General features: G+C 67.4%; 21 protein-coding genes, 4 tRNA genes and 6 pseudogenes. 11 read left to right on the plus strand and 20 right to left on the minus strand.

Annotation, left to right across the window (positions count from 1 at the left end; translation table 11 throughout):
* Positions 1 to 16: 16 nt before the first annotated feature.
* Positions 17 to 1,081 (minus strand): NAD(P)-dependent alcohol dehydrogenase, encoded by a 1,065-nt coding sequence (locus NAMU_RS17105; RefSeq protein WP_015748653.1) that lies wholly within the window; start codon positions 1,079 to 1,081, stop codon positions 17 to 19.
* Positions 1,082 to 1,364: 283 nt separating this feature from the next.
* Between NAMU_RS17105 and NAMU_RS17110 the strand changes: the two genes are divergently transcribed.
* The 5 genes from NAMU_RS17110 to NAMU_RS17130 all read left to right on the plus strand — a co-directional run bounded on the left by NAMU_RS17110 (position 1,365) and on the right by NAMU_RS17130 (position 6,136).
* Complete coding sequence (locus tag NAMU_RS17110; RefSeq protein ID WP_015748654.1) at positions 1,365 to 3,011, plus strand: flavin-containing monooxygenase; 1,647 nt, start codon at positions 1,365 to 1,367, stop codon at positions 3,009 to 3,011.
* Between the two features lie 61 nt (positions 3,012 to 3,072).
* Entirely contained in the window at positions 3,073 to 4,293 is a 1,221-nt protein-coding gene (locus NAMU_RS17115; protein WP_015748655.1) for a serine hydrolase domain-containing protein, read from the plus strand.
* 108 nt (positions 4,294 to 4,401) lie between these two features.
* Positions 4,402 to 5,172, plus strand: coding sequence for a hypothetical protein (locus NAMU_RS17120; protein WP_138180287.1), 771 nt, complete (start codon positions 4,402 to 4,404; stop codon positions 5,170 to 5,172).
* A gap of 279 nt (positions 5,173 to 5,451) precedes the next feature.
* Positions 5,452 to 5,664 carry a hypothetical protein gene (locus NAMU_RS17125; RefSeq protein WP_041369082.1) on the plus strand — a complete coding sequence of 71 codons (213 nt, stop codon included), beginning with the start codon at positions 5,452 to 5,454 and terminating at the stop codon, positions 5,662 to 5,664.
* Between the two features lie 19 nt (positions 5,665 to 5,683).
* A complete protein-coding gene (locus NAMU_RS17130; RefSeq protein ID WP_015748657.1) occupies positions 5,684 to 6,136 on the plus strand; it encodes a hypothetical protein in 453 nt (150 codons plus the stop codon).
* Between the two features lie 90 nt (positions 6,137 to 6,226).
* Here the strand turns inward: NAMU_RS17130 and NAMU_RS17135 are convergent, their stop codons facing one another.
* The 12 genes and pseudogenes from NAMU_RS17135 to NAMU_RS28480 all read right to left on the minus strand — a co-directional run.
* Positions 6,227 to 7,492 carry an IS256 family transposase gene (locus NAMU_RS17135; protein ID WP_041370869.1) on the minus strand — a complete coding sequence of 422 codons (1,266 nt, stop codon included), beginning with the start codon at positions 7,490 to 7,492 and terminating at the stop codon, positions 6,227 to 6,229.
* A gap of 45 nt (positions 7,493 to 7,537) precedes the next feature.
* Positions 7,538 to 7,987, minus strand: a pseudogene (locus NAMU_RS17140) (ATP-binding protein); the annotation flags it as partial.
* A gap of 43 nt (positions 7,988 to 8,030) precedes the next feature.
* Complete coding sequence (locus tag NAMU_RS17145; protein ID WP_015746537.1) at positions 8,031 to 8,486, minus strand: DUF6262 family protein; 456 nt, start codon at positions 8,484 to 8,486, stop codon at positions 8,031 to 8,033.
* Positions 8,483 to 10,642, minus strand: a complete 2,160-nt coding sequence (locus NAMU_RS17150) for a tyrosine-type recombinase/integrase (protein ID WP_015746536.1) — start codon at positions 10,640 to 10,642, stop codon at positions 8,483 to 8,485. The genes NAMU_RS17145 and NAMU_RS17150 overlap by 4 nt, the downstream gene beginning before the upstream one ends.
* Positions 10,632 to 11,813: a tyrosine-type recombinase/integrase gene (locus NAMU_RS17155; RefSeq protein WP_015746535.1), complete on the minus strand. Its 1,182-nt coding sequence runs from the start codon at positions 11,811 to 11,813 to the stop codon at positions 10,632 to 10,634. The genes NAMU_RS17150 and NAMU_RS17155 overlap by 11 nt, the downstream gene beginning before the upstream one ends.
* A 119-nt stretch (positions 11,814 to 11,932) precedes the next feature.
* A pseudogene (locus NAMU_RS17160) lies at positions 11,933 to 12,262 on the minus strand (ATP-binding protein); the annotation flags it as partial.
* A gap of 133 nt (positions 12,263 to 12,395) precedes the next feature.
* A pseudogene (gene istA / locus NAMU_RS17165) lies at positions 12,396 to 13,808 on the minus strand (IS21 family transposase); the annotation flags it as partial.
* Positions 13,809 to 13,883: 75 nt separating this feature from the next.
* Positions 13,884 to 14,663 carry an IS21-like element helper ATPase IstB gene (gene istB / locus NAMU_RS17170; protein WP_015747350.1) on the minus strand — a complete coding sequence of 260 codons (780 nt, stop codon included), beginning with the start codon at positions 14,661 to 14,663 and terminating at the stop codon, positions 13,884 to 13,886.
* Positions 14,660 to 15,457, minus strand: a pseudogene (locus NAMU_RS17175) (Mu transposase domain-containing protein); the annotation flags it as partial. The gene istB and the pseudogene NAMU_RS17175, both read right to left, overlap by 4 nt.
* A 53-nt stretch (positions 15,458 to 15,510) precedes the next feature.
* Complete coding sequence (locus tag NAMU_RS17180) at positions 15,511 to 16,893, minus strand: IS256 family transposase (protein ID WP_407669224.1); 1,383 nt, start codon at positions 16,891 to 16,893, stop codon at positions 15,511 to 15,513.
* 77 nt (positions 16,894 to 16,970) lie between these two features.
* Positions 16,971 to 17,786, minus strand: a pseudogene (istA, locus tag NAMU_RS17185) (IS21 family transposase); the annotation flags it as partial.
* Positions 17,787 to 17,970: 184 nt separating this feature from the next.
* A pseudogene (locus tag NAMU_RS28480) lies at positions 17,971 to 18,105 on the minus strand (helix-turn-helix domain-containing protein); the annotation flags it as partial.
* Positions 18,106 to 18,691: 586 nt separating this feature from the next.
* Here NAMU_RS28480 and NAMU_RS17195 point away from each other — a divergent pair.
* Entirely contained in the window at positions 18,692 to 18,994 is a 303-nt protein-coding gene (locus NAMU_RS17195; RefSeq protein ID WP_015748660.1) for a DUF2511 domain-containing protein, read from the plus strand.
* Positions 18,995 to 19,112: 118 nt separating this feature from the next.
* On the opposite strand, the gene NAMU_RS17200 is transcribed toward NAMU_RS17195, so the two are convergent.
* The 4 genes from NAMU_RS17200 to NAMU_RS17215 all read right to left on the minus strand — a co-directional run bounded on the left by NAMU_RS17200 (position 19,113) and on the right by NAMU_RS17215 (position 20,078).
* Positions 19,113 to 19,184 (minus strand) — tRNA-Val (locus tag NAMU_RS17200).
* A gap of 26 nt (positions 19,185 to 19,210) precedes the next feature.
* A tRNA-Cys gene (locus NAMU_RS17205) sits at positions 19,211 to 19,281 on the minus strand.
* A 38-nt stretch (positions 19,282 to 19,319) separates the two neighbouring features.
* Positions 19,320 to 19,392, minus strand: a tRNA-Gly gene (locus NAMU_RS17210).
* 254 nt (positions 19,393 to 19,646) lie between these two features.
* Positions 19,647 to 20,078 (minus strand): SsgA family sporulation/cell division regulator, encoded by a 432-nt coding sequence (locus NAMU_RS17215; protein ID WP_015748661.1) that lies wholly within the window; start codon positions 20,076 to 20,078, stop codon positions 19,647 to 19,649.
* 274 nt (positions 20,079 to 20,352) lie between these two features.
* Between NAMU_RS17215 and NAMU_RS17220 the strand changes: the two genes are divergently transcribed.
* From NAMU_RS17220 to NAMU_RS30055, 4 genes are all read left to right on the plus strand, one after another.
* Positions 20,353 to 20,427, plus strand: a tRNA-Val gene (locus NAMU_RS17220).
* Positions 20,428 to 20,543: 116 nt separating this feature from the next.
* Positions 20,544 to 20,990 (plus strand): hypothetical protein, encoded by a 447-nt coding sequence (locus tag NAMU_RS17225; protein WP_015748662.1) that lies wholly within the window; start codon positions 20,544 to 20,546, stop codon positions 20,988 to 20,990.
* A 5-nt stretch (positions 20,991 to 20,995) separates the two neighbouring features.
* A complete protein-coding gene (locus NAMU_RS17230; protein WP_015748663.1) occupies positions 20,996 to 21,334 on the plus strand; it encodes a DUF6907 domain-containing protein in 339 nt (112 codons plus the stop codon).
* 14 nt (positions 21,335 to 21,348) lie between these two features.
* Positions 21,349 to 21,492, plus strand: a complete 144-nt coding sequence (locus tag NAMU_RS30055; protein WP_169312513.1) for a hypothetical protein — start codon at positions 21,349 to 21,351, stop codon at positions 21,490 to 21,492.
* 84 nt (positions 21,493 to 21,576) lie between these two features.
* On the opposite strand, the gene NAMU_RS29415 is transcribed toward NAMU_RS30055, so the two are convergent.
* The 3 genes from NAMU_RS29415 to NAMU_RS29420 all read right to left on the minus strand — a co-directional run bounded on the left by NAMU_RS29415 (position 21,577) and on the right by NAMU_RS29420 (position 24,694).
* Entirely contained in the window at positions 21,577 to 21,795 is a 219-nt protein-coding gene (locus NAMU_RS29415; RefSeq protein ID WP_015748665.1) for a hypothetical protein, read from the minus strand.
* Between the two features lie 36 nt (positions 21,796 to 21,831).
* Positions 21,832 to 22,299 carry a hypothetical protein gene (locus NAMU_RS17235; protein WP_138180292.1) on the minus strand — a complete coding sequence of 156 codons (468 nt, stop codon included), beginning with the start codon at positions 22,297 to 22,299 and terminating at the stop codon, positions 21,832 to 21,834.
* 91 nt (positions 22,300 to 22,390) lie between these two features.
* Entirely contained in the window at positions 22,391 to 24,694 is a 2,304-nt protein-coding gene (locus NAMU_RS29420) for a lytic transglycosylase domain-containing protein (protein ID WP_015748667.1), read from the minus strand.
* Positions 24,695 to 24,754: 60 nt separating this feature from the next.
* Between NAMU_RS29420 and NAMU_RS17250 the strand changes: the two genes are divergently transcribed.
* A protein-coding gene (locus NAMU_RS17250; RefSeq protein WP_138180138.1) for an IS3 family transposase occupies positions 24,755 to 26,034 on the plus strand; the annotation gives its coding sequence in 2 pieces (ribosomal slippage) (positions 24,755 to 25,043 and positions 25,043 to 26,034; 1,281 coding nt in all).
* The last annotated feature ends 9 nt before the right edge of the window (positions 26,035 to 26,043 follow it).

Below are 26,043 nucleotides of genomic sequence, written 5' to 3' on the forward strand. Positions count from 1 at the left end.
GTAGTGAATCACCGACTCAGAAGGTGATCAAGGGCTTGATGATGTTGTCCTGCTTGGTCGTCATCAGGTCGAAGGCCAACTCGATCTCATCGAAGCCGAAGGTGTGGGTGGTCATCGGGGTCGGGTCGACCCGGCCGGACTGCATCAGCCGCAGCAGGCGCGCCATCCGTTCGCTGCCGCCCGGGCACAGACCGGTGTGGATGGCCTTGTCGTTCATGCCCAGGCCGAACGCGTCCAGCGGCAGTTGCAGCGGGTTGGGGTTCTCTCCGTGGTAACCGATGTTGGAGACCCGGCCGCCCGCCTTGGTGACCCGGACGCAGGCCTCGAACGTCTGCGGGAAGCCGAACGCCTCGATGGCCGCGTCCACGCCGACCCCGTCGGTCAGGTCCATGATCTGCTCGACCGGGTCGCCCTGGGTGAAGTCGACGATCAGGTCGGCCCCGAACTGCTTGGCCAGGGCCTGCCGTTCCGGCCGCGACTCCACCGCGATCACCTGCCCGGCGCCCATCAGGTGCGCGCCGATGGTCGCGGACAGCCCGACCGGGCCCTGCGCGAAGATCGCCACCGTCTCGCCGAACTGCAGGTAGGAGTGCTCGACGCCCATGAAGCCGGTGGAGAGCATGTCGCAGGCGTAGACGGCCTTGGCATCGGGCACGTCGTCGGGGATCGGGGTGAGGTTGGCGGCGGCGGCCGGCACCACGAAGTACTCGGCCATGTTGCCGTCCATCTGGGTCGTGTACTTATAGCCGCCCAGCGCGCCGCCGCACTGGCTGGTGAAGCCGCGCTGACAGTAGGTGCAGCGGTAGCAGGGGGTCACCGCCCCGACCAGCACCCGCTGGCCCTCGGTGAACCCGGTGACCGCGGAGCCGAGCCGGTGCACCACCCCGACCGACTCGTGGCCCAGGGTGCGGCCACCGGGGACGGGCAGGGCGCCCTTGACGGTGTGCACGTCCGAGGTGCAGATCAGGGCGGCCGTGGTGCGCACGATCGCCTCTTCCGGCCCGGGCTCGGGGATGGGCTTGTCGACAACTGCGGTGCGGCCGACCTCTTCGATCACGAAGGCGCGCATCGACTCACTCATGGCTCACTCCATTGTTCGCCGTGGGGTGCTGCTGGTCGTCTCCCATGGTTCGCGGCCGCGCGGGGCGGGCCACCACCCGAATGGGTGGGGGAACTGACCGGGCCGACCGGCCGGTCACGCCCGATCTGCGGGGTCGGCGCACTGCCCGCACCGACCACCCGCCCGGGTGGGCGGGTGGTGGCTGGCCCGTCCGCACGATGTGAGCACCCCCACACCCGGCCCGGGCCCGCTGGCCGCCGGGTGTCCCTCCCCCGATCGATGTGAAGGAATGGTGGTCACAACCATGACGTCGACCCTGCCCGCAGCTTCCGACCAGGCCGAGACCGACCGCGGCCCAGACGAATTCGACGCGGTGATCCTGGGCGCCGGGGTGGCCGGGCTGTACCAGCTGCACCAGTTGCGCGCCCAGGGACTTCGGGTCCGGGTGATCGACCAGGCCACCGACGTCGGCGGCACCTGGTTCTGGAATCGTTACCCGGGCGCACGTTTCGACAGCGAGGCGTACATCTACCAGTACCTGTTCGACGAGGACCTGTACAAGGACTGGAGCTGGAGCGAGAAGTTCCCCGGGCAGCCGGAGATCGAGCGCTGGATGCACTACGTGGCCGACCGGCTCGACCTGCGCCGCGACATCCAGTTCGGAACCGCCATCACCAGCGCGCATTTCGACGAAGATCGGGACCGCTGGACGATCCGCACCGACCGCGGGGACACCCTGGACGCCCAGTTCTTCATCAGCTGCGCGGGCATGCTCTCGGCGCCGTTGGCCGACATGTTTCCCGGCCAGGGCGATTTCCGCGGCCAGCTGTTCCACACCTCGCGGTGGCCGGCGTCGGGAGTCGACCTGGCCGGAAAGCGGGTCGGCGTCATCGGGGTCGGCGCCACCGGCATCCAGGTGATCCAGACCATCGCCGATCAGGTCGCCCACCTGACCGTGTTCGCCCGCACCCCGCAGTACGTGCTGCCGATGAAGAGCCCGCAGTACGGCCCGGCCGAGCAAGCCGCCTACAAGGCCCGGTTCGAGGAGCTGCGGGCGACCCTGCCGCACACCTTCACCGGGTTCGAGTACGACTTCGAGCACGTGTGGGCCGACTGCTCCCCCGAGCGCCGGCGGGAGCTGCTGGAGGAGATCTACCAGGACGGTTCGCTCAAGCTGTGGCTGGCCGGGTTCGGCGAGATGTTCTTCGACCAGGCGGTCAGCGACGAGATCTCCGAGTTCGTCCGGGAGAAGATGCGGGCCCGGCTGCGCGACCAGCGGCTGATCGACATCCTGGTGCCGACCGACTACGGCTTCGGCACCCACCGGGTGCCGTTGGAGCGCGGCTACCTGGAGGTCTACCACCGCGACAACGTCGAGCTGGTCGGGGTGCGGGACAACCCGATCGCCCGGATCGTGCCCGAGGGCATCGAGCTGGCCGACGGCACCGTGCACGAGCTCGACATCATCGTCATGGCCACCGGTTTCGACGCCGGCACGGGGTCGCTGACCCGGATCGACGTGCGCGGCCGGGACGGCCGGCGGCTGGCGCAGGACTGGGGCAACGACATCCGCAGCATGATGGGTCTGCAGGTGTACGGGTACCCGAACCTGCTGACCACGGCGATCCCGCTGGCCCCGTCGGCCGCCCTGTGCAACATGGCGACCTGCCTGCAGCAGCAGACCGAGTGGATCACCGACGCCATCGCCGCGGTGCGCGCCCGCGGAGCGTCGACGATCGAGCCGACCGCCGCCGGCGAGCAGGCCTGGGTCGATCACCACGAGGAGGTGGTGAGCACCAACCTGATCTCCAAGACCTCCGGCTGGTACCTGGGCACCAACGTGCCCGGCAAGCCGCGCCGGGTGCTGTCCTACACCGGCGGGGTGGGCACGTATCGGCAGAAGTGTGCCGACGAGGCCGCCGCCGACTACCCCGGCTTCCTGATCAAGTGACGACCCCGACTCGCGAGGTCGCCGTCCCGACCCGTTCCGCCCGACCAATGGAGGTCACTCGGTGAGTACTCAGCTCGACGGCACCAGGATCGACAGCACCACGATCGACACCGCTTCGATCGACGCAGCTTCGATCGACAAGGTGTTGCAGGACGCGGTCAGTTCCGGCGCGGTGCCGCACGTCGCGGCGATCGCGGCCGACCGCGACGGCATCATCTACGAGGGCGGCGCGGGGGTGCGCATCGCCGGGGAAAGTCAGGACCCGGTGACGACCAGCACCCAGTTCCGGCTGATGTCGATGACCAAGATGGTCTGCACGACGGTCGCTCTGCAGCAGCTGGAACGGGGCGAGCTGGACCTGGACGCACCGGTGGACAGCTACGTGCCGGCGTTCGCCGACGTGGCCGTGCTCGAAGGGTTCGACGGCGAGACCCCGCGGCTGCGGCCGCCGGCCAGCCGGGCGACCGTGCGGCAGTTGCTCACCCACACCACCGGGCTGGGCTACTGGTTCTGGAGCCCGGAGCTGCGGGAGTTCGAGCGGGTGACCGGGGTGCCCAACGTGGTGCCCGGGTCGGCGGAGGCGTTCCAGGCGCCGATGCTGTTCGACCCGGGGGCCCGGTTCAACTACGGCATCAACACCGACTGGCTGGGCCGGGTGGTGGAGGCGATCGCCGGCACCACCCTGGACGTGGTGATCCGGGACGGGGTGACCGGGCCGCTGGGCATGGCCGACACGATGTTCCGGCTCGACCCGCCGCGGACCGCGAACTGCGTCACCGTGCACGTCAAGGGCGAGGACTCGGCCTGGGTGTCGGCCGGCGAGATCCTCAACCAGGAGCCCGACTGGTGGGCCGGCGGGCACGGCCTGTACTCGACGCCCCGGGACTACATCCGGTTCGAGCGGGCGCTGCTGCGCAGCGGCGAGCTGGACGGGGTGCGCATCTTGCGGCCGGAGACGGTGGACGCGGCGTTCACCAACCAGATCGGCGAGCTGGACGTGCCGGCGGACATCCCCACCGCCGACCCGCCGATCAGCGACGACATCCACTTCGGCCCCGGCTGGAAGTGGGGCTTCGGGTTGCTGCTGAACACCGATGACGTCCCCGGCGGCCGCCGAGCTGGCACCGGGGCCTGGGCCGGGCTGTTCAACACGCACTTCTTCATCGACCGGACGACGGGCATCTGCGCGTCGATCTACACCAACTCGCTGCCGTTCGCGTCCCGGCACGAGGCGTGGCAGACCTACGCCGATTTCGAGGCCGCCCTGTACGCGGCACTCTGAGTCCGTCGCTGGGCGGCTCGACCCGGGCGCTCGCGGTGCAACCATCCGCGGCGCCCGGGCCGTCCTGCTGTCGAGGGCAGGATGGGCGACCGAGCGAGAGGGGCGAACGTGACCGGGCAGCGGATGCGGGTGGGCGTGGCGGCGGCGGCCCTGGCGGCGGTGGGCATCGTCGGGGTGACGGCCTGCGGGTCACCGGCCGCCTCGGCGCCCGGGTCCACGACCGCGGGGGGCTCGGCCAGCTCGGTGGCCGCCAGCGCCGGCGTCCCGGCGGACGGCGATCCCAATGCCGCCGGCCGGAACGCGGCGGCGGCCACCCGGTCGGCGTCGGCTCCCCCGCCGGACGCCGGTTCGGCGGGCGCGGCGATCTGCGCGAACGAGACGCTGGCCGATTCGATGGCCCGCGCCGTCCAGGCGGGCAGTTCGGTCGTGCTAGCCACGGGTGGGTTCACCGGCAGCACGTTCGTCGGTGACGGCGAGATCGGTGTGCCGTTCAGCGAGGTGGCGCTCACGGTCGAGGACACCCTGGCCGGACCCGACCAGCCGTCGACCTTGTCCGGCTGGGTCTACGGCGACCTGGGCGCCGACGGGCAGACCGCCGTCACCGGGGAGGCCTCATCGTTGTGGGCCCGCGGCGGGCGGATGATCGCCGTTGTCGACGGCAGCGGTGCGGCCGGGCTACCCGGCCCGGTGCTGCGGGTCGCCCCGGTGATCGGCGACGATGTGATCTTCAGCTGGGTGGGCTGCTGGTCGACCAACGGGGTCGCATCGCGGGACTACGAGGGATCCGTCGACATCTTCGACGACCGCGGGCTGCATCCGGCCGACCTGCAGTTGCAGGCGGTGCGCCTGGCGGATTTCCGGGCGCAACTGCCGGGATAAGGGGTGAAGCTGATTGTGGTTCCTTCTGCGGGTACGGGGTTCATCCGGCCGACCCGGCCGCATCACGCGGATTTCAGTTCGACGGGTGCGGCGAGTGGCTGACTGCGAATTTCAGCCTCGACTGGCGGCCGTCACCCAATTAGCTCACACTCACGCGAGGGGGAACTGACGGGGCGGATCTCACCTGGTTGCAGCTCAATGCCGAGCAGTCCTGGGGGGACCAATGAGATTTCGCGCTACCGTCATCACGCTGTTTGGGTCAGCACTCCTAATTGCGGGTTGCGGTTCGCAGCAGCAGGCAGGCGCCCCGACGCCGGGGACCACAACGTCGTCGACATCCAGCTCGCCCACCTCGAGTTCGTCGTCGACGGTGACGAGCACGACGACGCGTACTACTGCGACGACGACCAGTCCTTCGAGGACATCGACCAGATCGTCGGCCCCGACCACCACGTCCGCTGCGTACGAACCGATCGCCAGCCAGCACTTTGAGGGCGCAGGCGACGACGTCGTGGTCGTCACCAAGCCAGCCGACAAGGCAGCACTGCTGACGTTTAGCTGTTCCGACTGCCAACACAACGTCGCGGTCAAGACCGACTACGACCTTCTCGTCAACGAGATTGGCTCCTACTCCGGGACGCACCTGATCGATATCCACAACGACGAGAACACCACGACGGTGGAAGTCACGGCCGATGGCTCTTGGACGATTGACATCACCGATATCACCAACGCCCCGGAAGCCACATCTGGGACCGGCGACAGCGTTATTTGGGTGAACAGCGGCAACAAGGTGGCCATCACCCACGACGGTGAACACAATTTTGCGATCATCGCGGCCAGTTCGTCCGGGATCGATCTGTTGGTCAACGAGATCGGCTCCTATACCGGGACGAAAGCGATCGACACACCCGCGATCTTGGACATCGACGCGGACGGCAACTGGACCATCACACCGTCATGAGCAGGGACCACCGATGACAGACACGCACCTCCTGCTTCGACGAAGTCCCAGAGGGGTCTATCGCATGAACGGTGTTTCCGGCGGTTTCCATTAGTAGGTCTCTGCTGCTGGGAATCGGTCGCTGAAGGTGATCGCGAAGGCGTTCAGGGCCGGTTTCCACCGCATCGTCCATCGTGCCCGGCCGGCGCCGGTGGGGTCCAGTGATCTGGTGACCAGGTACAGGCACTTCATCGCTGCTTGTTCGGACGGGAAGTGTCCGCGGGCCTTGATCGCTCGCCGGTAGCGGGGGTTCAAGCTCTCGATCGCGTTGGTGCTGCACAGCACCTTGCGGATCTCGACGTCGTAGTCCAAGAACGGGATGAACTCGGCCCAGGCGTTGTCCCACAGCCGGATCACCGCCGGGTACAGGGCACCCCATTTTTCGGTCAGGTCATCGAACGCAGCCCGCGCCGCCGTGGCATTCACCGCGGCGTAGATCGGTGTGACGTCGCGTTTGAGCTCATCCCAGTACCTGCGGGAAGTCAGCCGGAACGTGTTGCGGATCAGATGGATGATGCACGTCTGCACGATGGCCTGGGGCCAGACGTTGGTCACCACCTCGGGCAGTCCCTTGAGCCCGTCGCAGACTACGAAGAAGGTGTCTTTCACACCCCGGTTCCGCAGATCGGTGAGCACGCTCATCCAGAACTTGGCGCCCTCACCGCCGGTCCCGGCCCACAACCCCAGGATGTCCCGTTCCCCGTCCAGGCTGACCCCGATCGCGGCGTAGAACGGGCGGTTCCCGACCTGCCCGTCCCGAACCTTGACCACGATGGCGTCGATGAACACCGCGGCGTAGATCTCGTCCAGGGGCCGCACCGCCCATTCGTTCATCTCCTCGATGACCTTGTCGGTGATCCGGCTGATGGTCTCTTTGGACACCGACGCCCCGTAGATCTCGGCGAAGTGGGCGCTGATCTCCCCGGTGGTCAAACCCTTGGCGTACAACGACAACACCACCTCATCGACACCGGACAACCGGCGCTGTCGCTTGCGCACGATCTGCGGCTCGAACGTGCCGGCCCGATCGCACGGCACGTCGATCTCAACCGTGCCGACGGCCTCGGTCAGGACCGTCTTGGCCCGGGTTCCGTTGCGGATGTTGCCCGACCCGGCACCGGCCGGGTCGTGCTTTTCATACCCGAGGTGCTCGGTCATCTCCTCGTTCAGAGCGGTCTGCAGGACCGCCTTGGTCAGCTGCTTGAGCAACCCGTCCGGGCCCGTCAACGACAAACCCTGTTCCTTGGCCAGCCGCACCAGCTCCGCAGCCGCCCGCTGTTCGGCCGACTCCTTGTCATCAGTCACGAAATTCCCCAGGGCTGCTGTCACGTAATTCCCCAGGTCGGCCCTGCTGGTCTGGTTCTACCGGTCGGCGGGCGGTGGTGTCGAGTCGGCTCGCCCGGGCCGCTTGCGGGGCCGGTAGGACGGTCCGTCCATGAGGACCTGGTGGCTGGTGTTGATCAGTCGGTCGAGCAGGCTCTCGGCGACGACGGGGTTCGGGAACAGCGGGTACCAGTCGATTGGCTTGCGGTTGCTGGTCAGCACCAGCGGCCGGTGGTGCACGGCCCGCTCCGAGATGAGCTCGTAGAGGTCGTCGGCCTGGGCGGCGGTGTGCTCCCGGAGGGCGAAGTCGTCCAGGATCAGGACGGCGGGTCGGGTGTACTCGCGGACCCGGGCACCCCAGGTGCGGTCTGCGTGCCCGCCGGCGAGGTCGGCCAGCACCCGGCTGGTCTTGGCGAAGCGGACCTCGCCGCCCCGCCGGGCGACGAGGTGCCCGAGGGCTTGGGCGACGTGGGTCTTGCCGACCCCGACCGTTATCGACGGTTTGGGCTCCTGCGAGCGACATTTGCGCTGGTCATGACGTTTCTGCGATCGATGCAACGTGAGCGGTGTGGTGCCGGGCGCAGCTGCCCTTGCGGGCGAGTTCGCGGCGAAGTTCAAGGTTCTCCCCGTGGGCTTGCGCGAGCGCGTCTTTGAGGGTCTGGATCTCTTGCCGGTGCCGCTTCTTGAGCTGGGTGATCTGGGCGGTCAGGCTCAGGACGAGCGTGCTTTCCGAGTCCGGTGGGTTGGCTGGCGTCGGTCCCGGGCGGCCGCGGGAACGTAGGTGCTCGATCCGCGCGCGGAGGTCCGGGCTGCCGTAGAGGAAGGCGTGCGAGACGCCGGCTTCCCGTTGAACGGCCTGGAAGGTGACGGACTCGCCCCGTTTGACCAGCGCGCGGATGCCTTGCTCGGCGGCCTGGGTCTTCGCGGCTGATTTCGCTTTGGCTGCGGCGGTCAGCGTCGCGGCGCGTTTCGCGTTCGCGTCGGTCATGGCCGGGTCCTGCGCCTGGGTCCGGTGAGTGCCAGGGGCACCGGGCCTGTCGGAGGTGCGCCGCATCCGCCTCCTTGCACCGCCCGTTCGGGGTGGTCGGCCATCGTGTCCAACAGCCGGGTGAGCGCCGCTTGCTCGGCTCGACGCTGCGCGAGCCAAACATTGTCCTCGGGCATGGCGCGACCGTGCTTCTCCCGAAACGCGTTGGTTGTGCGTGTGATCAACGCTTCGGTCTCGGCCTGTTGGCGTCGTAGTGTCGGCTCGTGGGTCGCGTCGGTGACGAAGACCGAGCAGCTCAAACATGCGTTGCCCTTGTCGCAGGATTGGAGCGGGGGCAGCAGGCACCAGCCGTTGGGCAGGAACCGGTCGGCCCGGTCGAGCAGGTGCAGGCCGTCGTGGTCCTCACGGGAGAACTGGACCCGGCTGCCGTCGGCCCGCAGCTTGACGGTGGCCAGGAACGCCTGCTCGGCGTGTTCCTCGCGCTGCGCCACGTAGTGCATCGACATGGTCGGTGTGGCGTGCCCGGCGTACCGCTGCAGGACGTGGATGGGCAGGCCGAGTTCGGCGAGCCGAGTGAGCTTGGTGTGTCGGAACCGGTGCGTGTTGCTCAGTTGCAGTTGCCGGCCCTGGCCGTCGGTGATCCGCGCGACGTTGCTGAGCTCCCGGAGCATCCAGTTGTAGGTTCCCGGCGGGTAGGGCTTGTCGCCGTTGCGGTTCCCGGTCCGCTGCACGAACAGATGCCGCGGTTCGAACTCCGGCAGGTGTTCGCGGACCCAACGCTGCTGCTCCTCGATGACCGCGGAGACCTCGCGGTCGACCAGGATGGTGTCCGGCGCGGTGTCGATCTTGCTTTGGGCGTAGCGGAACCGGACGACTTCCTGGTCCTGCCCGGACTGCACCGAGATATCGGGAGCCGGTGACAGGCAATCGAACTCGCACGTGCGGATCTCGCTGGACCGACGCCCGGTCAGGATCTGCAGCAGGATCATCCGCATCGCCTGCGGATCGTCGAAGCCGGCGGCGAGAACCTGGGTGCCGTCGCCCCGGGTGATCGTCATCTGTTGGTCCCGGGGCAAGCCCAGCAACGGCAGCGCACCCGGAATCTGGGCGAGCGCGTGGTCGTCGACGTAGTGCCGGTCGTTCAGGGTGGGTGTCCGCGGGATGCGGGAGACCTGGCGGAACCATCCGGCCACGTGGGTGTCGGTGACCCGATCCCAGACGGCGTATCCGGTGACGATGTGGGCCCGGTCTCGGTTGGCCACCATGAAGGTGAACAGATCTGCCACTGCCCGGATGTCGTCGTTGATCAGGCGCGGGTGGGCCGGCTTCGGGGGCGTCCGACGGTCGAACGTGCCGGTCTTCCGGTGGCCCGGTTCCATGGCCCAACGTCGATATCTGTCCGCCTGCCCGGCGGCCGCCGCTGGATCGCCGAGCACCTCGATGGGATCGTCCAGGCAACTGGTCAGCCAGACGTCGAACCGGCGCAGGCAATTCATCCGGTCCTGGCTCACGGTCGTCCAGCGCAGCGCCCCGGACTCCAGTTGGGTCCCCAGGTACCACTTGACGGCTTCCCGGAGCCAGGGCTGGGTGATCTGCCCGGGCGAGCACCCGTAGTTGGCCTGTGGTTCCCGGGTCGACAGCGGTATCCGCGGATCACAACGTGGATGCCACTCGTCGAGCGTCCACCACGGGCCATCGTGGCAGCGGGCGATCAACGCCTGCCGGGCGAACCGGAACAGCACCCGCAGCCGGCTACGGCTGTCCTTGGGTGGGAGCCGCCCCCAGCGGTGCGCGTAGAACCACCCCTGCAACGCCGAGGCCGTCTCCCAGTCCAAGGCCAGCATCGAGGTGGGGAACGGGTGCCCCTCGCGGATGGCGCGGCGCAGGATGTTGGCCAGCTGGTTCATCGCCAGCACCGTCGATCGGGTCCCGTCGACGGACTGCCAGTGCGCCATCCACGCGAGTTCGGCCGGGAACGGGTCAGGCAGCCCAGTCAGATCGATTCGCCTGTCGCCGTTTTCGGTGATCCGGTCCCAGTTCGCGATGCCGGGTCCGATCACCGGACCCCGCCACTGCTCGGGCAGCTCCAGCCAGAGCCGATGAACGGGATCCAGGTCCTCGGCGGGCCGAAGGCCCCCGCCCGGTTCACGGCGCATCGGTCACCCGCCAATTGGACGCGTACGACGTCCAGTTCGCCGCCGCCCGCAGCGCCTCGTCCTCGCGGACCCAGCCGTAGAGGTCCAGCGTGGTCTGGACGTGGGCGTGCCCCAGCCGACGGGACACCACCCACTCCGCCGTGCCGGCCAGCAGCAACGCGGTCGCGTGGCTATGCCTGAACCAGTGCGGGGTCCACCCGGGCGGGCCGATCCCCTTCTTCCGCAGCGCGGCCGTCTTGTCGCGGACGGTGCCCTCGTGCAGCGCAGCCAGCAGCGGCGGCCGTTGCAGGTTGACCAGCAGCGGCGAGTCCGCCGCCACCGCGATGCCCATATCGGCTGCTGTGCAGGCCAGGAGGGTCAGGTAGTCGGCGAACAGCCGCTCGAGATCGGCGCCGACGTAGACCCGGCGGGGACGCATCATCTTCACCCGCGCCCCATTGGTGTTGTCCGCGCGAGGCACGATCTCGATGAACGGGGTGCCGCCGCGACCCATCACGAAGTCGCTGATCCGCAAACCCAACGCCTCGCCGATCCGCATGCCGCTCTCCGCAAGAACGGCGAAAAGCAGCCGGTCACGCAGGTTTCCGACCCATTCACCGGTGTCTGGATCGTAGGTGGCGCAGCCATCCAGGATCGCCTGGATCTGCTGGGGCATCAGCAACGGCGGACGATGCCGCCGGCTGCGGCGCACCCGGACCAGCGACGTCGGAGCGGGCCCCGAGCGGGCATCCAGATGGGACAGCAGCCCCCGGGCCACTGCCCGCCGCGGCGCTCCACGCATCAACCGGCCGGCCACCGGAACGCCGGACACGGCTTCGTGCCACGTGTAGAAGGAGATGACCGCGGCCAGCCGCGCCTGCATCGTCTCCGGCGACGGCCCGTCCTCCGGCACCAGGGAACGCTCGACCCGGCGCCCGTTGCGCATCCAGGACACGAACGCCGACACCGTCGGCACGCCGATCTCGTTCCACCGCCCGGACTCGGCCCGCTGTTCAAGGAACGTCCACCACTGGCTCAGCGCGGTCGCGTACCCGCGGACCGTGTTCGGCGACCAAAGATGCCGGTGGGCCTCCAGCCACTCCTCGACCGGTCCGACCGTCCGGTATCCCTGATCGATCACCGTCCACGTGCGAGGCCCGCCGTCGGGTCGGGCCATCACGCTCTGCGCCATCGTTGCCGTTCCATCTCGTCGAAGAAGACCCGCTGATTGCGAGGAAACGACGATGGCAGGACGTCAGGACAGGGCTCGGTGATGACAGTGATGAGGGCGCGTCAGGAACCGGGGATAACGACCGGGCCGAACAGGATGACCGATTCGCCGGCGCCCAGCCAGCGTAGGGCGGCCAGGCCCCGGATCTGCGGGGCGGGGATCTTCGGGTTCGCGGCGAAGTCAAAGCCTTCGAGGGTGACCTGTTCTTCGAACCGGGCGCGGCGGACGCGGCGGGCCAGGGCAGCGGTCTCCCGGCGGGCGATCTCGTCCTCGCACAGGACCTGCAGGAACTCCAGGTGGCCCAGGGTGCCGTCGCGGGTCTGGGTCAGCCGGGCGTCCAGGGTCTGCAGCATCCCGGTGAGCTTGAGGGTGCGTAACGCGTCCCGCAGCGATGGGTCCAGGATCGTCATTGTGTGGTGTTTCCTCTCGATGAGAGTAGAAGGAAGACAAAGGAAACGAAGTCCGGTGAGCGTGGGGCGGGCCAACCGCCGAAGCTGGCCCGGGGCTGGACCGGCCACCCGAGCGGGGCCCGTCGGAGCGGAGTTAGCCGAGGAGTTGCTCGGGTCCGCGCAGGAACGCGGGTGTGTCCGCGGCAGCGCCGGCGGTGGGTTCGGCCGGTGGGGCTTCGGCGTGCACCGCGAGGATCCCCTTGATCGTCCGGTAGCGGGGATCGCCGACGGCCAACGCGCGGGCGCAAGCCGCTTCCAGCCGGTCCGGGCCGATGCCGGGACGGCCGGCCAGGCCGATGATGCCTTGGGCCGAGCGGAGCCGGTGGATCGCGGTGTGCTCCATCAGCTCGTCGATGACGGCGGCGGTCGCCGGACCGATCTTGCTTGCCTCGTTGCGGCACCAGGTCGGGTTGCGCATGTGGAACGCGATCTTCTCCGGCGGGTAGTGCTCGAAGTCGGTCGCCCGTCCCCTGGGCAGCCTGATGTGGGTGGCCACGACCTTGTTCTCGTGCAGGATCTGCACCGTGCCGCCGGCCGTCCGAGCGTGCAACTGCTGTCCGATCAGCCGCCACGGCACCGAGTAGAGAGCGGGGCCTACTTTGAGGTGGCAATCAACCCCTACTTTGCCGACCGACCAGGTCGCGAGGACGAACTCGTTGCGCGGCAACGGTTGCAGAGCCGGGGCCTCGACGGCGTCGAAGACCGACCGGGGCGTTGCGCCGTCCAGGCTGCGGTGTTTGCGGACGTTCGCGACCTCGTCACACCAGACCACGGCGGCCTGCTGGATCTGTTGCAGGCTGGTGAAAGTGCGGCCCCGCCAGAACGAGTCACGCACGTAAGGCATGGCCCGTTCTACCCGGGCCTTGTCCTTGGGCTTTCGGACCCGCGCCGGGTCGGGCAGCACACCGTAATGGCTGGCCAGCTCGGCGTAGGCCCGGTTCATCCTCGGGTCGTACAGGTCCGGCCGGTCGACTCCGGTCTTCAGATTGTCCGGCACCAGCCGGGCCACGCAACCCTGGAAGTACTCGAACGCGAGCACATGGCTTGCACACCAGGATGTCTGGTCCAACCGGAGCACCGGGTGCACGAACATCAGCCGGGAACATGCCAGCACCATCACGAACGCCCACAACGTCCGCCGCCGGTCGGTGGCCGGGTCGACCCACGACCCCAGAGCGCCGTAGTCGATCTGTGCTTCGCTGCCCGGTTCCACCGGCGGCCGCGGCGGCGACGCCCGGTGACGGGCGACCTGCTCGGTCAGGTTCGCGTTCATCCATCGCCGCACCGACGACTCCGACGCGATCAGCCCATGCTCATCGGTCAGCCGCTGGCTGATCGTCGCCACCGTCACGCCCTCGCCGAGTTGCTCGACGATGTAATCCCGATGCGCCTCAATCTGCGGCCAAGTCACCTGCCGCAACCTTCGGTCGACCACCTGAGGAAACCACTGCGCGATCCGCTGCTCCCATACCTGCTCGCCGACCGGCGGGCCGCCGGGCACCAGGCCCTGGCTATGTCAACTTGAGCTGGCCCCGGGGTGACGGTTTGATCTGGCCCCGTTCGGATTGGTTGCTCGGCCGTGCTACTTGCTCTTTGCGGCTCGGGCGTGGGCGAGCCGGTAGCTGGTGGTCCCGGTTTCGATGATTTGACCGGCGAAGGTGAGTCGGTCGACGATGGCGGCGCAGAGCCGGGGGTCGGTGAAGGTCTTCGTCCAACCTGAGAATGCTTCGTTGGAGGCGATGGCGATGGCGGACTTCTCTTCTCGTTCGGTGAGGACCTGGAACAGCAGTTCGGCGCCGCGGCGGTCGAGTTCCATGTAGCCAAGTTCGTCGATGCAGAGGAGGTCGACTCGGCCGTAGCGGGCGATCGTCTTCGACAGTTGTTTCTCGTCGGCAGCTTCGACGAGTTCGTTCACGAGCTTGGACGCCAGGGTGTAGCGGACCCGGTAGCCCTTCTCGGCGGCGGCGGTGCCGAGCGCGATCAGCAGGTGGGTTTTGCCGGTGCCGGAGTCGCCGATCAGGCACAGCGGTTGACCGGTCTTGACCCATGCGCAGGTCGCGAGCTGGTTGATGACCGCCGGCGTGATGGAGGTGTTGGCGGCGAAGTCGAACTCCTCGATCCGTTTCGGGCGAGGGAATCCGGCCGCGGTGATCTGCCGGATGGATCGTCGTTTGTCCCGGTCATCGCACTCGGCCATGACCAGTTCGGCGAGGAATCCGAGGTAGGTCAGTTGTTCTCGTTCCGCCGCGGATGCGATCTCGCCGAACCGGGACCGGATCGTCGGCAATCGCAGCAGCCGGCAGGCGGAATCGACCGCAGCGACGGCGGCTTCCTCGGTGACGCCCCGTCGGGTCGCGGTCATGACGATTCCCTGGTCAGCAGCTCGTCGTACTGCGACACCGACGGCAACGGGCGCGAGTCGGCGGGCAGCTCCGCCAGGCGCCGCTCGGTCAGGCTGACCACCCGATCCCCGGCCGGTGTGGTGTTCGGTGATGCGATCACTGCGTCTGCGCTGCACTGGTGCGCGGTTTTGCGGGCCTGGACAGCGACGACGTCCGGGCTGACCGAGCCCACCGTGAGAGCGGCGGTGATCCCCGCGATCACATCGGAGGCGGCCAGGTGCCGGTGCAGCAGCAGCACCTCGATCAACGCTCGGGTGCCGCCGGAGTCACCATGAGCCTTGCGGGCGGCGGCCCAGAACGCCTCATGCGCCGCGGTGAACATTCCGGACGCGCGGGCCTGCACCAACGCGGTCGCGTTGGGCAGTGCGCCGGGTTTGCGTTGCAGCACCTCGAGGTAGTGGTCCAGGACCAGGGACTGGCCGCCCTTGAGCATGACCCGTTCATGGGTGGCGATGACGGTGCGACCGTCGAACGCGGTCACCGATGAAGCGCCGAGCTGCACCCGGACCCGGCGGCCGATGAACCGGGCCGGCACCGAGTAGTGCCGTTGCCGGACGGTCACCCGGGCATACCGGTCAACCCTGGGGGTCAGAGTCAGCCAGGTCGGGAACACCTCGGACGGCAACGGCCGCAGCGTGTCCCGTTCGAACGCCCAGTCCTGGGCGACGGTGTTGGTGCGGCTCGCGATCCGCCGGTAGTTATCCTTCGCGTCCGCCGCGACGAGCAGCTCATTGAGCTGCTCGATGGAGTCCAGAGGCTGTCAAGTTTTCTGTGTAAGTCGCGATGTTGATCTTGGGTTGGGGTTGGTCAGCTGATCCTGGGGGTGATGCGGTCGGGGTATTGGATGGCCAGTGCACCGAGCGCGGGTTTCCAACCGGTGGTGACCTGGCCCTCGACGAGCCGGCCCTCGGCGGTGCGTCCGACTCGTTTGCCCTTCTCCGCGGCCCGGTCCCGGGCGCGTTTGTCCTCGATATCGCGGATGGCCAGCCACAGCAGCTTGACCACTGCGTCGTCGTTGGGGAAGTGCCCGCGGTTCTTGATGATCTTGCGGAGCTGGTAGTTCAACGACTCGATCGCGTTCGTGGTGTAGATGATCTTGCGGACCGGCCATGGGAACGCCAGGAACGGGATGAACCGGTCCCAGGCGTCCTGCCAGGTCCGCAGGCAGGCCGGGTAGCGGCGGGCCAGATCGGTCTCGGCGAACGTCAACAGCGCCGTCTCGGCGGCGTCCACGGTCGGGGCGGTGTAGATCGTCTTGAGCTGGGCCACGACAGCCCGCCGGTCGGTGTAGGACACGAACCGCATCGAGGCCCGGATCAGGTGGACCACACACGTTTGGACGGTCGTCCGCGGCCAGGTCGCCTCGATCGCCTCGGGTAGCCCGGTCAGCCCGTCGCAACACACGATCAGCACGTCCTTGACGCCCCGGTTGGCCAGCTCGGCGCAGACCCCGGCCCAGAACTTGGCGCCCTCGGTGGACTGCACCCAGATCCCCAGCACGTGCTTGATCCCGGCCATATCGACGCCGACGGCGATGTACGCGCTCTTGTTCCGAACCTGGTGCCCGTCGCGGACCTTCACCACGATCGCGTCCAGGTACATGATCGGGTAGAGCTCTTCCAACGGCCGGGACTGCCAGGCCTTGACCTCTTCCAGGACCGCGTCGGTGATCTTGCTGATCGTGTCGTGGGACAGCTCGGTGCCCAGTGTCCGGGCCAGATGGGCCTGGATATCGCGGACGGTCATGCCGCCGGCGTAGAGGCTGATGATCTGCTCGTCCAACCCGCCCAGGCGGCGTTGGCCCTTGGGCACCAGCCGCGGCTCGAACGTCGACTTGCGGTCCCGCGGCACGCTCAACGGAACCGGACCGACCTCGGTCGAGAGCGTTTTCGGGGTGTGCCCGTTCCGACTGTTCGGCGAGCCCCGACCAGCCGGGTCGCCCGCTTCGTAGCCCAGGTGCCCGGTCAATTCCGCGGCCAGGCCTCGTTCGAGCACAGCCTTGATCATCTCCGGCAAGAACCCGCCCTCGCCGGTCAACCTGACCCCGCCGGCCTCGGCGCGGTCGATCAACTCATCCAGCCACACGTCGTCGGCCAGCAACTCCCGCAGCTGCCGACCAGTCGACCGGGCCGGACCCGGCACCTCATCATCGACCGGCGACGACGGCACCGATGAGGACTGCTCGGTCATGGTCATGATCCGCTCCTTCGCGAGGCACCCGCCTCAGCATCCGATCGCGGTTCCTACACAGACCATCTGACACGCCCGGAGTCCACGACCGGCATCGGGACGCAGTGGTTGCGGCGGAACCGGCCGCCCTCGCCTTCGACGCCGCCCTTCTCGTGGGCACCTTCCTGCCCGGGGTGGCAGTAGAACGCATCGAACCCGAAATGGGATCGGAACGCCACCCACCGGCCGGATTCCTCCCGGCCACGACCGAACAGCACCCGGGACACCGCGGCTTTGAGGTTGTCGTAGCGGATCTTGTCGATCGGGGTGCCGCCCAGTTCGGTGAACGCGTGCACATGACCTTCCAGGAACGCCTCCTGGCCCTGGGTGGCGAACGCCCGGTGCACCGCCTTCCCGGAATACGACAGGCGCAGGGTGAACAGGAACGTCTTGGTCTTCACCCCGCGCAGCACGACCCACAGATCGGCAAAGTCGACCTCGGCCTCACCACCCGGCTCATGGGTCTGCGGGACGAAACCCTGCGACAAGGTCCGGCCGGCCGCGGCGGCGATCTCCGGGCGTCGCCGGGCGACGTAATCCCGCACCGTCGAGTACGACACATCGGCGGCGCCGTGTTCGTCGAGGAGCCGGTCCAGCACCCGCTTCGCGGTGTGGCGTTGCTTCCTCGGCGCGTCCAGGTCCGCCCGCAGCCAGTCGTCGATCGTGACCTTGAACGGTTCGAGCTTCCGGGAGACCCGCACCGGTGTCTTCCGCGGCGGCGGTAACGCACTGGCCATCGCCTGCCGAACGGTTCTGCGGTGCACGTGATGCCGATCAGCGAGCTCGCGGATCGACAATCCCTCGACCCGGGCGTCGCGCCGGATGACAGCGAACAACTCCACCCTCGACCCCATCCCTGCCCCTTCACCCGAGAACACCGAACAACTCGGATTCACCGTCGGGGTGGGGCCAGATCAAACCGTCACAACGCGCCCGGCGTGTCGAAGGTGGGGCCACTTCAAACCGTCACGCCTCGACCTGCCGACACCGGTGGTGGGGCCAAGTCGAACCGCCAACCCGGGGCCAGATCAGACTGTCAGGGCCAAGGCCCCGCTGCACCAGCGGCGCCGTGTACTTGCGCACTGTCTTCCGATCGAGGTTGAGGCTGTCCGCGATCTGCGACTGAGACCGGCCCGCCTCCCAGTGCGTGAACAACTCCAGCAGATCCACCACGTCGAAGCTCCTCCTGCCCATCACCGCTCCCGTCCGGGCCACCTGACGGCCGGCGGTGAGCGTGAACTGCGAGCAGGACCCACCAGCCGACGGCACGCCGTCGTCCCCATGGGGAATTACGTGACGCACCAGGGTGGGGAATTACGTGACGGACACCCACCCCGACCTGGGGAATTTCATGACCGCTGACAACTCCTCGACCGGCTTCTTCCTAGGCACACCATTGAGTGTCGCGGTCATCACGGCACCTTCCCCGCCGAGCAACGCCCAGCGTGTCAGGCCAGAAACACCGTTTGTGGGACAGTCCCTCCCAGAGAGCGCAGCGGCGGCTGACGAGTCGCAGTCGGCGGTACTCGCCCGCCGCGGGTGGCACGTCGGTGACTAGAAGCCTGGAAGCGAGCCCCGGAGGACGTCCAGTCGTCCCTGGTTGCCGAATCGCCGACGCAGCCACTGCGCCCTTGAAGGGCAGCCGCACAGCGGCAAGGCAACCGTCGACCTGCGTGACGACCCCCGGGGACGATCGAACGGCTCTAGCAATGAGGAGGTCGTCATCACGAGGAGCATGCGGTCGGCGCGCAGGTCCGCTGTGGTGCTCCTGCTGGGCCTAGTGGCCTGCGGGAGCAACGGTGATGCCACGGTCGAACGGACTTCCTTCAATGGCGAATGGCCGCTCACCGTCGATTCCGCGATCGTGACGTGCGGCAGCAAGAACAAGCAGTCCGTGGGTGTCATCGTGAACGGCACCACCTACGCGCTGAACGGCACAGCCAGGACATCAGAGAACTGGCCCGCGCTCGATCCGGTCTGGGCACCGAACCCGGCGACCGGGGCGAGTGTCAGCGTCGGGGACCTCATCGAATACGCACATCAGCACTGTGCATCGAAGTAGCCTCGCCGCCGCTGGCCGGCGGGATCCTCAGAGAAACCGTTGAGTTGGATTCCGGGGCTGGCTTGGCTTCTAGCGAGTATGACCAAAACCCCATCAACCCGAAATGGGAAGGAAAGTGTGGGCGATACAGGGATTGAACCTGTGACCTCTTCCGTGTCAGGGAAGCGCTCTCCCGCTGAGCTAATCGCCCGGGACCGTCTGGGGACGGGTTGTACGAGGTGGGAACGGGATTCGAACCCGTGTACACGGCTTTGCAGGCCGTTGCCTCGCCTCTCGGCCATCCCACCGCGGAGGCGGTCCGAGTTACTGCCCGGCACCTCTTCCGAGCGGACGACGGGATTCGAACCCGCGACCCTCACCTTGGCAAGGTGATGCGCTACCAACTGCGCTACGTCCGCACTCACTCTCGCTTCCGTTCCCGGCTGCGCGAGCCCGGCAACTCTATCCGACGTAGTGCGCCCAATCCAAACCAGGCACCACTCCTGTGTTGTCGACACCACGTCGGACCGGTCAACCGCCCGCGCCGAGCCATCCCCATGGCTGCCCAACCCCTCGGTGGGCCCGGTCCGAAACGGCTCTCGCCCATCGGGTCCGGCTGGCGCAGGCGGTTACGGCCTGCTCGCTCCGACCAGGGATCGGAGCCGGTGGTGGCTCACGCCTCGAAGGCGTCGTGGATCGGCAGGTCCCGCAGATCCGCCTCGATCTCGAAGTAGGCCGACTCGGATCCGGACGGCACGATCTCGATGCTGTGGTCCAGGAAGGCCGCCAGGTCCTGGGTGTGGGCCAGCAGGCTGGCCACCTGCTCGCCCGAGCGCAGCTCGATGACCGTGCCGTCGAGCACCGGGAAGACCTGCACGTCGCCGATGCCGGCCGGCGCCTGCACACCCTCGACCAGCAGGTCGCGGCCGAACACCCAGGTGATGGCCGGGCTCTGGTCGATGGACAGCAGCAGCTGGACCGCGAACGGGTCGTCGCTGCGATAGCGAAGCTCGGCGTGCACCGGGGGCATCGTCGGGTCCGAGATGAGAACCATCTCGGTCACCGTGGCCGTCATCCGGTACTCCACCGTGTTGAAGTCGTACATCTTTGTCGTCCCCGCCGTCCGGTGGCCTGTGCTCAGGAGTGCTTTCCCTTGCAGTGGTGTCCAGGCCGTTCCTCTCGCAAGGGGGACGGGGCTCCCCCGGGCCCATCACGCGGACTTTTCAAGTTCACCCATTCGGCCCAACAAGACTTCAGAACGCCCGGTTTGGGCGGCCTCCACACTCGACCTCCTTGCGCCGAACGTGGACCGGAGGGGTGGTCACCGCGAGCCTCAGGATCGGGTACAGTCTTCCCTGCTCGTCACGCACGAGATTCCCGGGCGATTAGCTCAGCGGGAGAGCGCTTCGTTCACACCGAAGAGGTCACTGGTTCGATCCCAGTATCGCCCACCAGCATTACCGCAGGTCAGAGCAGGTATTCAGACACTTTCCAAGATCAAGTGTCGGATACGTGTCGGATCTCAAGGCGACGGTTCTCATGGCGCAGACCCCAACGAAGGGGAGTGCCCGTGACCATCACATCCACCGTCCCATCCATCACCCCGTGCCCGGTCAACTGGTGCCCGACCGACGGCTCCCACCAGTGGGTGGCGGATCGCCCCGAGATCGGGATCGAGCGGTGGCACACCCTGAGCGTCCAGGACTTCACCAGCATTGACGGGGATGTCACTTCGGAGGTCGCCGTCGAATGCTTCGAGACGTCGGACGGTGTGCAGCAGACGACCGTGGAGTTGTTCAGCGGGCGGGCCCAGCTCCTCAACCGTGCCGAGGCCAACGAGCTGATGGATTCGATCCGTCGGGCGGCTGACCTGGCGTTCGACCCCCAGCCGGATGCCGACCTCGACGAGTTCGAGGCGGCCACGGCCGAGCTGGTGCAGCGGGCCGCGAACCCGGCGGACGTGAACAGGCTGGTCGCGGCGGCGATCCGGTTCCGCAACGCCTACCTGGGAGCGTGACGACGATGACCACCACTATCCCGACGCCGATCGCACTGGACGCCCACTGCCCGGCCTGGTGTACCGAGCACACCCGGGTGGCACCGGACGAAGTCCGCCATCAGGCGCCGGCACTCTTGGACTACGCCCTGGCCGCCGAGATCCCGGGCCGGCGGCGTCGAGTCTTCGTGACGCCGGAGCAGTACGTTCGCGCGGACGGCTCCATCGAGCGCAACGTCTACCTCCAGGATGAGACCGAAGGCATCCTCAACAGTGCCACGGAGGTCGCGCAACTGGTCGACGCGCTAATGCGAGCCGCTCATCAGGCATTCGGAGACGGCGCGGTCGCCGACAAGGGCCGATGAAGCGACACCGTCGCGTGACCCGCCGTGCCCTGCGGCGGGAGGTGAACCGGGTGTTGGCCGAGCTGGATCAGGCCAACCCCGGCACCCTGGATCGGCGGGACCGGGAACGCTGGACACCGGACGCGCTCGATCGGCTGTGGAGGGAGCTGGAGAGCTGAGATCCTCGGCAGGTGATCAGTTGATCACTTGCCGAGGATCGTCCACCGCACGGAAACTTTGCGCTCCTACCGACCGCCTGAGAACTAGGTTGCCCCGCCAGAGCGAGGAGCCTTCGCGTCAGCGATGGCCTTGATTGAATCTGCCAGGGACACGTTGACCGTGAGCGGTTCCCCAGGCCTTTCCCCCACGAGAGCAGTGGTGTAGACCAAAGCCTTATCTGCGCCAAAGCCGGTCACTGCAACGATGTGATCGAGGTTGATGTAGAAATCGCCAATCTTCGCGAACCTCGGCACTTCACTCATCTATTCACTCTCGACTCCCCCTGCGGATCCCACATCTCAGGACTCCTCATCCTGGTCGAGGATCTCGATGATCCGATTTGTATCGACCGACGTTGTGCCAACGTCAGAGACAGCCCATGCTTTCCAGATACCGCCACGCTTGACCATGACCAGCAGTCGGTAGTTGCTCAAGGTCGCCTCGGCGTAGGCCCTGACGGCCGGCGCAGATATGGGCAACAACTTCACGTATGCGATTCGGTCCGGATAGTTCGACTCGATAACCTCCGAAGCGATTCCCCAGGAGTAGATCGCAGGCGCGACGTCATCCAACTGCCACAGATCGGGTCTGTAGGTGAGGCGTAGCACCTCCTGGCGGTTACCGTCTGGGGAACACAGTTCGCGCTTCCAGATAAAGGCCGAGCCGAGTGGATCGTGGTCGGTGGGTCCGTCCGGGAATACCTGCCGCATCATGTCATCGATTGATGTTTCAACCACGGGCAACTGCGGATCCGGTTCTAGGGTCACATAAGGATTGTCTCACCAGAATCGAAAGTGGACTATGGATTGATCCTTCTTCACCCGATCGTGTCCCCGCTGGTCGTTGAAATCGACACTGTCATCGACGCATACCCGCTTCCTCAAGCTCGACGGTGGCGCGTTCGAGGCTGTTCTCAATCATCTGACCAACAGCAACCTGCAACGGATCCGACGAATCCAGGTTGATGACCAGCGTCGGTGCCTGCCCGGAGTAGCCAGCCTGCACAGCCTTCGCGTGGGTGATGTACGCATCCGACTGCGCCGGCGTCAGTACAGCTTCCGGCTTGTTCAGCAGGTTCACACCCTGCCCGCCCGGCTGAAGCCATCCACCCTGGTCATACGCCACCCCACGCCACGCCTTGTCAAGGCTGCCGTACGTGGCCAGGCTGTACCGGATCGAGGCTATGATGTTGGACAGCGGATCGAAGATGTCCTTGTTCCAGGGCGCAATGGCGTACTGGCGGAACGTCGGGTCGATGACCTGCATCAGGCCCTTGGACCCGCCGTACAGCGGGAAGTTGCGGTCCCAGGTGTTCACGGCCCGCTCGTTGCCGCTGGACTCTGAGTCCATCTGCATCAGGCCCCGGTCGGCGTAGGACGCCGGCTGACCGGTGATGCCCAGCGCCCGGAGCATGGTGCTGCGCCAACGCTCGACCCCGCTGCCGCCGGTCACGGGGGTGATCCCGCCGACCTTGGCCATGAACCCAGAGGTCAGCGCCGAGGCCAAGCTACCCAGGAGGCCCGTGGGCTTATCGTCGGCCGCGACCGGTGCCCCGCCGGAGAACTGCCCGGTGCCCGTGAGGAAGCTCAGGTGGACGTGGTCCCGGTGTTGCAGGGTGTCGTTGCTGCCGGACGGATGCTGATACGGGGCCCACGAGCCGCCCTGGTTGATCCGATCCCGCCAGATCACGTACTTGGTACCGAAGGCGTTCGGGTTGCCCACGAACCAGTCGGCGACGCTGGTGCCTTGGGCGATGCCGGCCGCGGACAGGTAGTTCGCGATCATCACGTCCAGGGCCTTGCCGATGGGGTGATCGGATCCTGGCACCGAGCCGCCGTAGACCCCGCCGATGTCGGTGATGCCCCACTTCTGCGTGATGAACGCCTTGGCCGCCGCGGTGTTCGCCGCGAGGCTGGATCCGTCGGTGGCCGGACCCCACTGCCCGTTCCCGATGAACGCACTGCCGGCTGCCGCGTTGGCCGTGCTGTCGGCCACCCGTTCGGTCAGGCTCGGCAGGATCGCCTTGACCAGAGAGGCACCGAGCAGCATGCCCATGCTGCCGATCAGGCCGCCGTTGGCGAACCCGGGGAGCCGGCCGAAGAAGTCCGCCGGGTTGCCGCCGGCGTTGATGTGCCACAGCAGCGGCAGGTTCTGTGCGGTGGCCTTCTCGTTGACCATGAACTCGTTGCGGGATCCTCGGATCAGGACGTCGTCGGCGGTGCCGTGGGTGCCGACCGCGATCTGGCCCCCCGTACGTCCGTCGTACGGACCGAACAGGCCACCGGTGGCCCGTCCCGGCACCAGGCTTAGACCGGCCGAGAGCGCAGCGTTCGCGGCGTTGCGGCTGAAGCTCAGGCTCGACAGGTAGTCGTTGATGTTCTTGTCCACGTCGACGCCGGTCAGGTCGATCAGGCCGCCCAGCCCGGGCACGACAGCCTCCGCTGCCTTGATCAGGGTTCGCGACAGCTCGGCGGCGATGTACGGATCAGATCCGGAGATCCCGTCGATGATGTACTTGATCAGTTGGCCGCCCCATTGCGTGGCCGTAGACCAGGCGCCCTGGATCGCCCCCCACAGGGCCGATGGCAGGTTCAGGAACCACTGCTGGACCTCGCCGAACTTGGCCGTGATCCCGTCCCAGATCCACTGGATGAAGTCCTTGCCTCGGTCGACCAACCACCCGGCGCCGGCCTGCACCTGTTCCCACAGCGAACCTGGCAGGGCCGTGAACCACGTCCAGACCTCCACGGCCTTGGTGGTGATGCCGTCCCAGATCCACTGGAGGAACTGCGCTCCCTTCTCCACCAGGAAGCTGCCGAAGGCGGAGATCTTCTCCCACGCCCACGGGGCGAGCTGACCAAGCCAGTCCAGGATCCTGCCGCCGATCCCGGTCACGACATCCCAGGCCGCCGACACGATGTTCTGGATCTGGTCCCAGATCCCCGAGAAGATGGTCTTGATCCCGTCCCAGGCCCGGGACCAGTCGCCGGTGAACACACCCGCCAGGAAGTCGATCACCCCGCCCAGGACCGTGAACAGGTTCCCGAAGGTGTTGGAGATGAACTCGCCCACCCGCTGGATCGTCGGGAGAAGGTTCTCCTCGAACCACGCCCAAGCCTGCTGACCGGCCGGCACCAACACGTCGGTGAAGAACGCCGCCACCTTCTGGATTGAATCCCCCCGGCGTGTCCGGAGACTCCAGAGCTTGGGAAGGTTGGAGTCATGCCGGGAGATTCAACGAGGCGGTACCCGCTGGAGCTGAAGCAGCGGGCTGTACGGATGGTCGCGGAGATCGCGGGTGAGCACGAGTCCGAATGGGCGGCGATGAGCCGCGTGGCTGAGCTGCTCGGCGTCGGTACTGCCGAGACGGTCCGTAAGTGGGTGCGGCAGGCCGAGGTCGACACCGGGACCCGGGTCGGCACCTCCTCGGAGGAGTCGGCCGAGCTGCGCCGGCTGCGTCGGGAGAACGCAGAACTCAAGCGCGCCAACGCCATTCTGAAGGCAGCTTCGGCTTTCTTCGCGGCCGAGCTCGACCGGCCTTCCCACTGATCGCGGAGTTCATCCGCCGCCACGCAGGCCGCCGGGAGGCCGGCGGTCTGCGGTGGGGAGTCGAGCCGATCTGCAAGGTCCTGTCCGAGCACCTGGGTCTGCGGATCGCCCCGTCCACCTACTACGAGCACGCCGCCCGGCCCGCCCAGACGCGGCCGGCCGCGGTGCGGGATGCGGCCCTGCTCGAGCAGATCCGCCGGGTCCACACAGAGAACAACCACGGCACCTATGGTGCCCGGAAGGTGTGGCTGCAGCTGAACCGGGAAGGCGTCTCGGTGGCCCGGTGCACCGTGGAACGGCTGATGCGCTCCGCCGGCCTGGTCGGTGTCCGCCGGGGCAAGATCAAGCGGACGACGGTCGCCGATCCGGGTGCGCAGCGGCCCGCTGACCTGGTGCAACGACGGTTCGGCGCGCTCGTGCCGGATCGTTTGTGGGTGGCCGACATCACCTACGTGAGTACCTGGTCGGGATGGGTGTACGTGGCGTTGGTGACCGATGCCTACGCCCGCCGCATCCTGGGCTGGCGGGTCGCGACCACGATGACCACACAGCTCGTCCTGGACGCGTTGGAGCAGGCCATCTGGACCCGTCAACGGGCCGACCGGACTGTGGAACACGTCGTGGCGCACAGCGACCGCGGGTCCCAGTACACATCCATCCGGTACTCCGAACGCCTCGCCGAGGTCGGCATCGCAGCATCGGTCGGCAGCGTCGGCGACTCCTACGACAACGCCCTGGCCGAAACAATCAACGGCCTGTACAAGGCCGAAGTGATCCGTCACCGCGGCCCCTGGCGCAGCATCGACTCCGTCGAATTCGCCACCGCCGAATGGATCGACTGGTACAACCACCGACGCCTGCACGAGTACTGCGGCGACATCCCACCAGCCGAACTCGAGGACGCGTTCTACGCTCACCACCGAGCCCAGCAAACCGCCGGACTCACCGTTTGAGACAGCCTC

Source organism: Nakamurella multipartita DSM 44233 (assembly GCF_000024365.1).
In the GTDB taxonomy this organism is placed as follows: Bacteria; Actinomycetota; Actinomycetes; order Mycobacteriales; family Nakamurellaceae; genus Nakamurella; species Nakamurella multipartita.